Below are 12,820 nucleotides of genomic sequence, written 5' to 3'. Positions count from 1 at the left end.
GGATTTATTCGGACACCGGCCATCCAACAAAGCAACAAAAGTGAAAGTATCGCTGTCTCAGTTTTGATCTGAAACTTAAATGGTGCTGGCAAATTCTGTTGCAAGCACAATCATGGCACAAAATTCGCTGCACTACAACGCGCGGCTGCCTATTAGTCGCGTGAGGGGGCGTCGATGGGACTCAATGAATAGTCCAGATCTATCTAGTCTACTCTCCATAGTGTAGCAGCCGCCTACCGCCGTCGCGCCCACCAAGACGGAAGAGACCTGAAGGTGGCAGTTGGCGAAAAGGCGGTTGGAATGACTGCTCCTGGCCCATCGCGTCATTTCGCTGCGATGCGGAAGTTAGTCGCTATCGGGGCATAGGCGACATTGAACGGGGCTTGCCTACAACTGCAACCACGGATTTGCTCGCGGCAGATATTCTGAATGAGCGCACCCCGCTTTTCCTACGCGCCCCAAAGGACCCGGAGCCAGAGGGACCTGGATCAGCCCGAACCGGCGGGTCTGGTTCGAGGACGAGATCATCGCTTGGCAGAAAGCGGTGGACGAGCTTGACCCGACTCGGCGCAGGGGCAAAGGCGTCGCCACGTCGCGAGCCTTGCCCGGTGTCACACCGCGAGCAAGGGATTAAGCTGAGAGCGACACAACTCGGCAACGTCAGCCGTGACTTCCTCAAGATCGTAAGGCTTCTCCCATCGCCGCACATGCCGGAAGCGGTCGGGGATGTTCTCGGCACCGTAGCCAGTCGTGAAAATGAAGAGCTTTCCGACACGCATGAGTTCGTCCGCGATCGGAAAGGCTGAGCATCCGCGCAGATTGATATCGACCACGGCGACATCGAAATCATTGTGCTCGACAGACATCGCGTCGGCGAATTCAGTGACTGGCCCGATCACGTGAGCGCCGAGCGAACGGAGCGCCTTCGCGAGATCATCTCCGAGCAAGAACTCATCTTCAATGATCAAAACGCGGCAGTCCTTGAGGGATGGTTCGCTGTGGTGGGCCATCTATTCCACCTCTCGATATGTCGTTCTGCCTCATTGTGACAAACGCCGGCCGGCGAAAGCGTTCCCCAGCGCGGTTCCTAAGTTGTGCGGCAACGTGTCGTAGTTCCCAGGAACCTCTCGGCGAACGCCCTATTATTGCTTATCAGCGGCTGAGGCTCTGCCCATAGGCGCCGGTGGCTGAGAGACCGATCGCGCTCCCGCCCATGGCGAGGAGAGCAAGATGGATCGGTCCCGCAGCTTCAGCATCTTGAACAAGTTGAGCGCGTTGTGTGGCGAGCAGAACGTTTCCGACCAAGAACAGCGTATCTAAGACCTTGAACATCATGGGCACGACACAACTTTGGCCCGCGCACTCTTGGAACCATTCCTCTGCACGCAAACGCAATTCGTTGCGCACCGTGATCAAATCCTTAGTGAACTAGATCACGCTTGAACCACGGCCTGCCGTTCGGCGGGTCTTTTCGCCCGAAGGCCGTACAGCGCACTGGGAGCGCGGGACTACAGGACACCGAACCGGACCGCAGCGGCAAGGCCGCAGCGCGCGCGGCCCCCAAAACGGATGAAGCTTGCGGCGAGTTAATCTGCCTTACCAGAAAGATATTTGCAGCGGCGCGCGTTCTGCGGTTGACCGTGGTGTTTCTTGGAAGCGTAGTCTCCTCGCCGCACGAGGGGTCTTTAGTTGAGGAAACACTCGGCCCGGAGCCCCCCAGTCCCTCCGGGCCGTTTTCCTTATCCGGATGCGTCTACGTCGCGATCGGGAGCGGCGACAGCTTTGTATGGGACCTCCATGTCGATTTCACGGGACGAATTCAATCCTCTTGCCGCCGTCGTAGACTGGCTCGATGCCTGCCGACGGGGAGACCTGAACGCTCTGCTCGATCTGTATGACGAGCGCGCGGTCATGGAATGCGGCTGCGAGGGTGTGACCTTGACGGGGCGACATTCGATTGCGGCCTATTGGGCACCGAAGCTCGAAAGCAAGCGCGTGCCTGCCTTTAAACTTGACGATGTGGTCCTGACCGGCCACGGGGTTCGGATCGATTACCAGAGCTATGAAGGCAAGCCGGTCCGTTTTTACTTTCGCTTCGATAGCTCCAACAAGATCATCTACACGAGTTGCGGCCCATTGATCGGTCGCGCTGCTAAAATCTCACCCAACTAAAGAAGCCTCGACTTTGCCGGTGACGGTCGGCGACGATGGCGTCGCCCTTCTTCGTCACCGCCTGGTCGAGGCACCGCGCGATATCGGTATCGTCGAAGCCGAAATCACCGGCCAGCGTCACCGCCGTTGTTCCCATCCTGCCGGAATGGTAGCAATTCACCCATGGCCGAAGGCGACCCCATCCGCATCATCCCTCACCGCGGCGTCGACGATGACTGCGGAAGTCTTGAGGTATGGTTCGCAGACGGACGGAAATCGGTCAGGTTCTATTGGGACAACCTTGTCTCACGCCGGTTGAGCGGCAACACGCTCACGCGAGAGCAGGCCATCGAGAAAGCCACGGCGCTGGCGAGGGCTGAGATAGACAAGCTGGACAACCCCGAGTGAGAGCCTCGGCGGGACACAACGGAGGACACGCATTAAGAAATTTCCTATCATTCGGTTCCCACAGGGGGAGAAGGAAGAAGGAGTGCGAGGCTACGATCCGCCGCTCGCAATACCAGAATTCACCGGCGCCAGTTCGTCCTCCCTGCATCGCCAGCCGTCGGCGGCTTTCACGAAGGCGAAGGTCCGCTGAATCCTGAGCCGGCGTGTCACATTGAAGGCCTCTGCGGAGCGCTCCTTGTTGCCGGCTCCCGGCTGCGGACGACCCGTCCTGGCGTCCCAGCAGGTGCCCGTGCAGGTCGAGGCGACGTTGCTGCAGGTGGTGAAGGGGGCCAGCACGACCATCTCGATCTCGCCCGTGACCTGCGCCTCCTGCTCGGTCATCTGGCTGTCGACCGCGAAGACGCGGTTGATCCGGACGAAATTGCCGCACGAATTGGCGGCATGAATTCGCGCGGCGCAGAAGTCGACGGCATCGGTGTCGGGCAGCCGCGCCGCGATCTGCCGGCCGAACACCTTTTTCGCATCGCCCTTGGCGGCAAGGATTTCGTCAGTCCTGCGCTTCAAATAGTCGGCGAGACAGTCTTCGGCCGGCGAAAGCTCCTGGAGCGGCACATTCTCCTTGCCGACGAGATTGCATTTGCGGTCGCGCTCCCTGGTCCAGCGGCCGTATTCGGCAAACGCAAAACGGGCCTCCGTCGGATTCAACTTGTTGATCAGGCTGAGGACCTGGCCGTTGAGCTCCGTCTCGGCAAGGGCCAGTGACGGGTCGGCGCAGATCAGCGCGCCCGCCGCGGTGTTGGCCGCAAGGCAGTCGAAATCGGGATCACGCAGGATGGCGGCGCGCTCCTCGGTCACGTTGAGGAGACAGGCCTTGACCCGGTCGATATCGTCGTAGCGGACCGCGGCCTGGCCGATGATCCCGCAACCGAGGCTGCGCTGGCGGATCCAGATCGCGTTCTCCTCGATGGCCGGCAGGCGATCCGGCAGACGGGACAGCCGTGCCTCGATCGCCGCGCTCAACTTTTCGGCGGCGGCGGCAAGCTCAGCGTCACCGCAAAACAGCTGATTGGCAGGGTCGCGATTTTGCGCGCAGTTGTTCTTCGCGAACAACGGCAGCTTGTCGGCGATGGAGCGGCCGGATTGGCCGACTGCCGGTGCTGCCGGCAACGCCAGCAGCGCAAGCAAAGACAGCACGATGAACCGCATTCCAGTCGCCCCCCAAGCATGGTGCCACCATGCTAGCTTCCCGGAATGCGCGGCGAAATGCCTTTGTGGCGGTGCTGGCCGCGTTCGAGAGCCCAGAATAGAAGCCCGGATGGAGCGAAGCGTAATCCGGGGTCTTCGCGGGCTGGTGCAGGTCCCGGATTTCGCTGCGCTCCATCCGGGCTACAAGCGGCTCAATGCGCCTAGGCGCTGGCGGCGACCAGCGACAGGCGCGGGCTCTCTCGCATCGGCTCGTCGACATATTTCATCACGGCGGACCGATCGAGCACGAACAGCGGCTGGTAGCGCCGCGCATCCTCGTCCTCGACCATTGCCATGCGGCGGTTGTCGAGCATCAGCCAGTGGCCGTCGAGCCGCGCGGCGGCAACTGCATGCCCTGCACCGGACTGCGTGTCGCGCACCACCACGATGCGGAGGTCTTCGGCTGCAACGCCGGCCAGCCGCAGCGCAACCAGCTTGGCGATGGCATAGTCCTCACAGTCGCCGGTGCCGCGCTGGAACGTCGCCAGCGGCGAACTCCAGACGTCATCGGTACCGTCACTGGCGGCCCTGATGGCGAGGTTGATGGCGCGATTGGTTTCGCCCAGCCGTGCGCGGCCGTCGCGGGCGCGGGCCTGGTCGACGATGGCGAGCAGCTTCAGGGCAGCGGGCGAAGCGCAATTGTCACGGTCGCCGTCGCACAGTGCGAGCTGCACCATTTCGTCGTCGAGCTTGTCCTTCAGCGCGAACCATTTCTCTCGCAGGCCGCCGGTGGAGATGGCGAAGGCGAACACGCCGAACGGTTCGGCCGATTTCCGCACCAGCACGGCAGATCCCGGCGACAGCAGCGTGCCGGCGCGAAGCTCGGCGGCTGATCCGAGCATGATCAATCCGCACAGAATAAGGATTGCGCGCCAGGCGCGCCTAAGAGCAGCGGTCTCCATCTGACATCCCCTTCCGGCTTCGTCAGATCCCTCTCGACCTGTACGTGCCGGGCTTCGTTGCTTTCGCGGAGATAGTGCGAAGCGGGGCGTTTTGGTCTGCTTAACGCGCCCGCCACAGGCGCCAGAACCGCCGAACAAACTGAAATCGGGCTGCCTGAGTTCCGTAAAATTTTACGAATGGGTGGCTAGAAGGTCACAGCTGCCGCGAAATGGAGCCAATTGCAGGCATAGGTTGTGTGCCTGTGGAATTCCGTGCCTATGGCTAACGGCCCGTTATTTAACGGGTTCTGTTAGCTGGGTCACAGTTTTAGTTCCGTATTTGCCGCACAATGTTCCCGGGCACTGCGAAGAAAAGATGACATAAGTATTCGCTGTCGCAGTCGCGCGGCAGAATACTTGGAAAGACCAAGTATGCTCTCGGCTAAGCGTAATCCTAGCAGCAAACACTGGAAAAATTACTTTGGATTCTTTTCGGCGGTACGACACCTGCGGTGAGCCAGCAGCTTTGTCACGCAAAATCACACAAGCAATAGACGGTTTCACTAAGGACTCGGTAATGATATGCAAGCTTAGTCGGTCGATACTTATTTAAATATTAACTCTTTTTACCGGTGCCCCGCCGTTGAATTACGCTGGCAAATTTGACGCCGCGCTCTCCCTGGATGACCAGGGTTCCCGTCCGCACGTCTCCGTGCATGTCGATTCCTTCACGGCCAAGTCACACGGACATGTGCCGGAAGGCGCATTCGTTGTTCCAGACCCGAACCTGATCTTCCACGGCGAGTTCCGGCGCGCCGGCGTCGACCTCGTGCTGTCCAATGACGGCCACGAGTTCGTCGTTCACGATTATTTCAGGGGCGACAAACGCGCGGCGATCGCCTCGCCCGACGGTGCGCATCTCACCGGTGACATCGTCAACGCGCTCACAGGTCACGTCCAATATGCACAGGCGGCGCCCGGCGCCGTCGCGGTGCAGGTCATCGGCCACGTCACCAAGCTTGCCGGCAGCGCGACCGCCCTTCGCAACGGCGTCTCGATCATCCTGAACAATGGCGACAACGTCGAGAAGGGCGACGCGGTCTCGACGGGCGCGGATTCGACGCTCGGCATCACCTTCATCGACGGCACCGTGTTCGGCCTGTCCTCCAGCGCGCGGATGGTGCTGAACGAGATGGTCTATGACCCCAACGGGTCGAACAACTCCTCGCTGCTCAGCCTCGTCGCGGGCACCATCACCTTCGTCGCCGGCGAGACCGCCAAGCATGGCGACATGAAGATCGACACGCCGGTCGCGACCATGGGCATCCGTGGCACGGCCGTGCTGACCCAGATCAATTTCATCGTCCCATCCGGCGGCGGCGATCCGCAGCCGCAGGCGAACTTCCAGGTGCTGGTCGAGCCCGACGGCACCACCGGCTCCTACATCCTGTTCGACAAGACGACGCTGCTGCCGATCGCGACCGTCAATCAGGCGGGTCAGATGATCCAGATCAGCGGCGGCAATGTCTCCATCACCAATGGGCTGTTGTCGCCGGATGTTCAGAAGCTGATCAATGACGTGTTCACGCTGAAGTTCACGGACAACAATACCAATACCAAGCTGACCTCGAACTTCACCGACACGATCACGCAGACCAGCGATGGCCTGGTGATCAAGACGGCGGCCGGCTTCGCCGCGATCCCGACTTTTGTGAACCTCAATCAGCCGGGACCGCAGGCTCCCTTCGATCCTGCGACGACCAGCAACCGCATCCCCGGCCCGCCTCAGGCGCGAAGCCTCGATCTCAACGGCAATCCGATGACGGTGTTCACGCTGATCGAGCGCGCGGACAAGACCGGCGACACCGCGGATTCCGATACGATCTCCGGCCGGATCACCTTCCTCGACTTCAACCGGGGCGACAGGCCGACGGTGAAGGTGAACCTCGCCGACGCGCCGAACTACGTCTACAAGAACGCCGGCCAGCAGGATGTCACTGCCTCGCTCACGGCGCTCCAGAAGCAGGACATCGCGGCGACCCAGGTCAAGATCAACGTCGAGGCCGCCTCCGGCAACGACAACAACGGTTCGGCGGTCTGGACCTACACGATTCCGGACAACGTCTTCGACTTCCTCGCGGCCGGCGAAACGCTGACGCTGACCTACATCGTCCGGGTCGACAACAATTTCGAAGTGAGCCCCGAAACCACCTTCATCCCGATCACAATCACGATCACCGGCACCAACGACAAGCCGGTGATCACCACCAGCGTGCCGACCATCACCTTCGCGGGCGGCACGAGCGTGCCGGGCGGCCCGCTCACCAGTAACGTCCCGACCTCGGGCACGCTGGCCTTCACCGATGTCGACCTCACCGACACGCACACGGTGTCGGCGAAGCTGACTAGCGCCAGCCTGCCGGGCGGCGGCACCTTGCCGCCGGGCCCGCTTGCGGTGTTTCAGAATGCGATGTCGGTCGCGATCGCGGCCGGCTCGGACAGCACCGGCGACGGCACCGGCACCATTAACTGGTCGCTCGCCGATCTGCCCGTCTACCTCGCCGACTTCATCCCGAAGGGCAAGGTGCTGACGCTGACCTACACCGTGACGGTCACGGACTCGCAAGGTGCGACGGCGACGCAGACCATCACCGTCGCGATCACGGGCACCGACGCTCCTGCGGTGGTGTGGATCGCGACAGACAAGGCTGGCGCTGGCGACTTCTGGAAGGACGCGGCGAACTGGGAAACCGGCACCGTCCCGACCATCAACGACGACGTCATCGTCATCACCGATCAGTTGCACGGCTTGACGCCGTCCTATCCGGTCACCATCGACGCGGCAGCGTTCGCCAAGTCGATCACGATGAACGATTTCGGCGGCCCGCCGCCGAAAGTGATCAATCAGAGCTCGTTGACGATCGCCGGTACGCTCAACATGAGCGCCGACTCGATCTTCATCAACTCTGCGACCGGCACGATGTCCGTCGGCGGCAAGGCCGAGATCCTGGGCACGAGCGTGCTCTCCAATGCCGGCTATCTGACGCTCGCGGCCGGCGGCGATTTCGCCAGCGGGACCACGATCACCAATTCCGGCACGATCGAGCTGTCCGGCGGCACGCTCAAGACGCTGGCGGGGATTCACAATGCCGGCGGCACGCTGAAGGCCGACGCCGGGACGACGCTGATCGTCGACACCGCGACCATCGATGGCGGCACGGTCACCATCGCTGGCACGCTGGAGATCGATGGCGCCAGCGTCATCGAGAACGGCACGCTGAACAATTCCGGCGCGGTCAAGGTCAAGGGAGCGGTCGAGTTTGCCAACGAGACGGTCGCAAACAAGTCCGGCGGCACCATCGAAGTGTTCGCGGACGGCACGCTGACGATCGACCAGGGCTCCAGCGTCACCAACACCGGGAATGTCACCGTCGATGCCAACGGCAAGCTGACGATCAACGGCGCCAGCATCAACGGCGCCGGCACGGTGACCGGCAATGACGAGATCGACCTGATCGGCAATGCCGTGCTGAGCGGCGGCACTTTGAAAAACAACGTCGCCCTCAAGGTCAGCGGCAGCAGCAATGCGCTGCACAAAGAGACGATCACGAATGCCGGCACCATCGAGGTGCTCGCGAACGGCGCGCTGATCATCGACCAGGGCTCCACGATCGCCAATTCAAGCGGCACCATCACCATCGACGGCAATGCTGCGCTGACCCTGTCCGGCACCGAGATCACCGGCGGCACAATCAACAATTACAGCGGCCTGCTGGACGGCACGATCCACATCACCGGCGACAGCGAGATCGACGGCAACGCGACGCTGAACAAGGGCGCCGTCAAGGTCGACAGCGCCGTGCTCCTGACGCTGGACGATGCGACCGTCGCGGGTGCCACGATCGCGAACGGCGGTACCGTCCAGGTCGATGCGAACAAGAAGCTGACGCTGAACGGCGCGACCATCGATGGCGGCACGGTGACGATCGCCGGCACGCTGGAATCGACCGGCACGAGCGTCATCAAGAACGGTGACGTCACCAATACCGGCACGATCACCGTGACCAGCGGCACGCTGACGATCGATCCCGCCGTGATCCACACCATCACCAATCACAAGCTGATCGAGGTGAGCGGCGGCGAGCTCGACATTTCCGGTGAGAACATTACCAACACCGCGGACCTCAAGGCGGTCACCGGCGGCACGCTGAAGCTGACGACCGTGGTGGTCATCAACAACGGCGGGACGATCACGGTCAACGGCACGACCTCGAAGCTCTACCTGTCGGACGTCACGATCAATGACGGCAGCCTGAACAATTCCGGCAATCTCTACAGCGTCTCCGGCGATAATACGGTCACCGCCGTCGTCACCAATACCGGGACCATCGAGGTGCAGGCCGGCACGCTGGACCTCGCCGGCGGCATCAGCGGAGCCGGCACACTGATCATCGACGACGGCGCGACGCTGGAGTTTGCGGGCGCGACCGGTCCGATGCACATCACCAATTCCGGTTCGATCCTGAGCGCCGATGGCCATGCGGCGATCGACATCCAAGAGAGCTCGGCGGACTCCACGTTGATCGACAATTCCGGCAGCATCGGGCCCGACGCCGCCACTGTGACTTCCAAGACTTACGCGATCGTCGAGACCGGCGGCTCGATCACGATCAACAACACCGGTGACATCAACGGCAATATCTCGGTTGCCACCGCAACCTTCAACAATGAGGCGCACGGTACATGGACGGTGTCCGGAACCAGCGTTTTCGGTACGATGTCGTCGATCGGCAACGCCGGCGAGATCGATCTGCTCAACGGTGCTTCGATCGCGGGAGCCGATGGGACGTTCACCATCAACAATTCCGGTGCGATCGAGAGCTGGGGTACGGCGTCGATCACGGGCACCATCAACAATACCAGCACGATCGAGGTTCACACCGGAACCCTGACGCTGTTCGGCTCGCTGTCGGGCGCTGGCTCGGTCACGATCGACGCCGGCGCGACGCTGGAGGTCAATGCCACGGTATCGCAGACGATCACGTTTGCCGGTGCCGGCGCCGAGCTCCAGATCGATACGTCTGATTTCGGCGGTTCGATCGCGGGGTTCGCGGCGACCGACAAGATCGATCTGTCGGGCATTGAATATGGGCTCGGCACGAGCGCGGTCTACGTCAGCAACGCCGCGCACACCGGCGGCGTGCTGACCGTCACGGACGCCGATGGTCACAGCATCAGCCTGACCCTGATCGGCGACTACAGCAAAGCGCATTTTGCCGGTAGTGCCGACAGTGATGGTGGCACGCTGATCACCTACAACGCCGAAGACGACAAACCGACTTTCACCCAGTCCGAGACGTCGCAGGGCGCCGACGTCTCGGAGCAGGCGGACCTCACGGGATCTTCGACGCAGGATCCGACGCCGGCCGCGACCGGCACGATCCATTTCACCGACGTCGACCTGACCGACCGGCCGACAGCAACGATTACCGGCCAAACGGTGACCGGATTCGCGGCAGATCACGTCTCGCCTCTCACGCTGACACCGGACGAAGTCGCCCCGCTGGAAAAGGCGCTGATGCTCCAGACGACCGGCAAGAACAACGGCGCGGTCAGCTGGAGTTATTCGATCGCCGACAGCGCGCTGGATTTTCTCGGCGAGGGCCAGACGGCGAAGGTGGTCTCCACCATCACGCTGGATGACGGTCAGGGCAAGACCGATACGGCCGAGGTCACCGTCACGATCACCGGTGCGAACGATGCGCCGAAGATCAGCTATGGCTCGCCGAACTACCTTGCATTCGACGGCGCCACGGCCGTGAGCGGTGCGGTGTCGACGCACAACACCGGCAACGGATCTGATGGCGTTTCGCTCCAGGGCTGGGTCAACTGGAGCGGAAAAGGCAATCCCGGCGACTCCCAGCTCCTGTTCTACAACGGAAGCACGTCGGACGCGGGCTTCGGCGTCAACGGTGTCGTCACCGACGACGGCAAGCTCGACCTCCAGATCCAGAACGGCGGCATTCCCGGCATCGACACCAACGTCACCATCGATGCCAATCAAGCGCACAATATCGCGCTGACGCATGTCGACGGGCATTTCACCCTCTATGTCGATGGTGTCGTCGCATATACGACGACGGCGAGTGTGAACGGCATTCCTGCCGGACACGCTGATTTCACGGAGATCGGCGGCGTCCCGACCGAAGACGGCACCGGCTTCGCGACCGAAGGCTTCCAGGGCAGCATCTCGGACGTCAGCATCTGGAGCACCGCGCTGACGCAGGCGCAGGTCCAGGCGAACCAGACCGTGACGCTGACCGGCAGCGAGAGCAATCTCGTCGGTCTTTTCCCGCTCCAAGACGGCAGCGGCACGACGGTCGCGAACCTCGCAGGTAGCGGCGGCAACCTGACCATTCACGGCAATGCAGCCTGGATCGACGCAGCGCCTGGTGGGGTCAGCGCCTCCCTGACGGAGACGAATACGACGGAATCCGTCCATGGCACGCTTACGGTGTCGGACGCCGACTCCACCGACCACGTGACGGTCGCTGTCGATCACGTCGCCGTCTATCTCGACGGCATGTTGCAGACCGACGGCATCGACGGGCTGTCGAACGCCGCTCTGCTGAACTATCTTAGCGTACAGTCCGGCGACATCCTGAACGGCACCGCCACGCACGCCGATTTCGACTGGAATTTCAATTCGAACGGCCAGGCGTTCGACTTCCTCGCCGCCGGCCAGACGCTGTCGCTGCAATACACGATCGTGCCCAGCGACGGGCACACCGCGACCGGCACCGGCAATGGCGTCGTCACCATCAACATCACCGGAACCAACGACGCGCCGACGCTCGATGACGCGACGCTGCCGTCCGTCGCCGGCAACGAAAGCGATCCGAGCGGAAGCACCATCAGCGATCTCTTCGCCGGCAAATTCCACGATGTCGACGATGGTGCGTGCCTGAAGGCCATCGCGGTGACGTATGACGGTGTTTCGGCCACAGAGGGCGTCTGGCAATACGAGGTTGATGGCCGGTGGGTCGACATCGGATCGGTCGATGATGCGCACGCGCTCGTGCTGAGCCCGGATACGTTGCTCCGTTTCGTGCCGGCCGACGGCTACACCGGTACGCCGGGCACGCTGGGCGTCCATGCCCTCGACGACACCTACACCGGCGCCGTCACGACCTGCACGTCGACCGCGACAATCGACATCACGAAGACGGGTACCGGCGGTACGACGCCGGTGTCGAGCGATCTCGCCACGATCAGCACGGACGTGACGGCTCCGACCGGCGGGCCTGTCATCGACACCGCGAACTTCCACGTCTGGCACAACAACGAGAACAACAGAGACACCATCACCGATCTACTGGTCGTCGATAGCGACTCGGGTGCCTCGACGGACACTTTCACGGTCACGGTGTCGACCGCGCACCCGTCCGTTAGCAGCGTCGATCTGTATCCGACGTCCGGTTCGCTCTGCGACATCAATCTCGGTTTCGAGAACGGTGTGACTTACAATCCCGGCGACACACCGCCGGATAACGACCAGATCACGCTGACCGTCACCGATTCCTCCGGTCATTACGATACCGTTCACTTCATCTTCAGCGAGGCCGGCGACACGAGACAGGGCATCACGCTGCAAGGCACGAGCGGCAAGGACGTCATCTTTGCGACCGAAACGGGCGACACGCTGATCGGCGGAGGCGGCAAGGATCAGTTCGTGTTCTCGCCGAACTCGTCGGGGAGCGATGGCCAGCACACCATCAACGATTTCGCGACGGGCCTGGACAAGATCGACCTGCGACAGTTCTCGGACGTCTGCTCCATGAACGACCTCACCATCACCCAGCAGTCCGACGGCACGCTGGTCACATGGCAGCAAGAGGTCACCCATCGCCCCAGCGAGCCGGTCACGGAGCACGAGACGCTCCTCCTGAAGAACGTGGCCCTCGCAAACCTCAAGGGCAGCGATTTCATTTTCCACGCGTGATGAGCGCTTGGGCCTGCCGACGGTCGGCTGGTCGCCTTGACCGCGGCAAAAAAATCGTAATCCTCAACCGCCGGGGAATAGCCAATCGCGCGCCGGCGCTGCATGATCGGTGCACAAGGCGTGATGCAGGGCA

The 12,820-nt window shown here is 62.1% G+C and carries 8 protein-coding genes; 3 read left to right on the top strand and 5 right to left on the bottom strand.

Annotated features, from left to right (window positions below):
- Positions 1-611: 611 nt before the first annotated feature.
- Positions 612-1,010 carry a response regulator gene (locus AYJ54_RS02520; protein WP_063696292.1) on the bottom strand — a complete coding sequence of 133 codons (399 nt, stop codon included), beginning with the start codon at positions 1,008-1,010 and terminating at the stop codon, positions 612-614.
- Between the two features lie 142 nt (positions 1,011-1,152).
- Positions 1,153-1,407, bottom strand: coding sequence for a hypothetical protein (locus AYJ54_RS02515; RefSeq protein WP_136623385.1), 255 nt, complete (start codon positions 1,405-1,407; stop codon positions 1,153-1,155).
- Between the two features lie 390 nt (positions 1,408-1,797).
- On the opposite strand from AYJ54_RS02515, the gene AYJ54_RS02510 reads away from it, so the two are divergent.
- Positions 1,798-2,172 carry a YybH family protein gene (locus AYJ54_RS02510; protein WP_063696290.1) on the top strand — a complete coding sequence of 125 codons (375 nt, stop codon included), beginning with the start codon at positions 1,798-1,800 and terminating at the stop codon, positions 2,170-2,172.
- Here AYJ54_RS02510 and AYJ54_RS51080 read toward each other — a convergent pair.
- Positions 2,153-2,293, bottom strand: coding sequence for a hypothetical protein (locus tag AYJ54_RS51080; RefSeq protein ID WP_201724112.1), 141 nt, complete (start codon positions 2,291-2,293; stop codon positions 2,153-2,155). The two genes, AYJ54_RS02510 and AYJ54_RS51080, sit on opposite strands and share 20 nt — an antisense overlap.
- Positions 2,294-2,334: 41 nt before the next feature.
- Between AYJ54_RS51080 and AYJ54_RS02505 the strand changes: the two genes are divergently transcribed.
- Positions 2,335-2,559: a hypothetical protein gene (locus AYJ54_RS02505; protein WP_063696289.1), complete on the top strand. Its 225-nt coding sequence runs from the start codon at positions 2,335-2,337 to the stop codon at positions 2,557-2,559.
- A gap of 90 nt (positions 2,560-2,649) precedes the next feature.
- Here the strand turns inward: AYJ54_RS02505 and AYJ54_RS02500 are convergent, their stop codons facing one another.
- Positions 2,650-3,765, bottom strand: coding sequence for a lysozyme inhibitor LprI family protein (locus tag AYJ54_RS02500; RefSeq protein ID WP_063696288.1), 1,116 nt, complete (start codon positions 3,763-3,765; stop codon positions 2,650-2,652).
- Between the two features lie 200 nt (positions 3,766-3,965).
- The gene (locus AYJ54_RS02495) at positions 3,966-4,706 is read right to left on the bottom strand and encodes a transglutaminase-like cysteine peptidase (RefSeq protein ID WP_063696287.1); all 741 of its coding nucleotides are present in this window, start codon (positions 4,704-4,706) and stop codon (positions 3,966-3,968) included.
- 622 nt (positions 4,707-5,328) lie between these two features.
- On the opposite strand from AYJ54_RS02495, the gene AYJ54_RS02490 reads away from it, so the two are divergent.
- A complete protein-coding gene (locus AYJ54_RS02490) occupies positions 5,329-12,687 on the top strand; it encodes a VCBS domain-containing protein (RefSeq protein WP_063696286.1) in 7,359 nt (2,452 codons plus the stop codon).
- The last annotated feature ends 133 nt before the right edge of the window (positions 12,688-12,820 follow it).

Source organism: Bradyrhizobium centrolobii (genome assembly GCF_001641635.1).
Classification (GTDB): Bacteria; Pseudomonadota; Alphaproteobacteria; order Rhizobiales; family Xanthobacteraceae; genus Bradyrhizobium; species Bradyrhizobium centrolobii.
The sequence above is the reverse complement of the archived record's forward strand: the minus strand, read 5'-3'. Positions and strand labels throughout refer to the sequence as shown.

Coding starts and splice junctions, on each gene's coding strand:
- AYJ54_RS02495 (WP_063696287.1), bottom strand. CDS start 4,706: ATGGAGACCGCTGCTCTTAGGCGCGCCTGGCGCGCAATCCTTATTCTG.
- AYJ54_RS02510 (WP_063696290.1), top strand. CDS start 1,798: ATGTCGATTTCACGGGACGAATTCAATCCTCTTGCCGCCGTCGTAGAC.
- AYJ54_RS02505 (WP_063696289.1), top strand. CDS start 2,335: ATGGCCGAAGGCGACCCCATCCGCATCATCCCTCACCGCGGCGTCGAC.
- AYJ54_RS02500 (WP_063696288.1), bottom strand. CDS start 3,765: ATGCGGTTCATCGTGCTGTCTTTGCTTGCGCTGCTGGCGTTGCCGGCA.
- AYJ54_RS02520 (WP_063696292.1), bottom strand. CDS start 1,010: ATGGCCCACCACAGCGAACCATCCCTCAAGGACTGCCGCGTTTTGATC.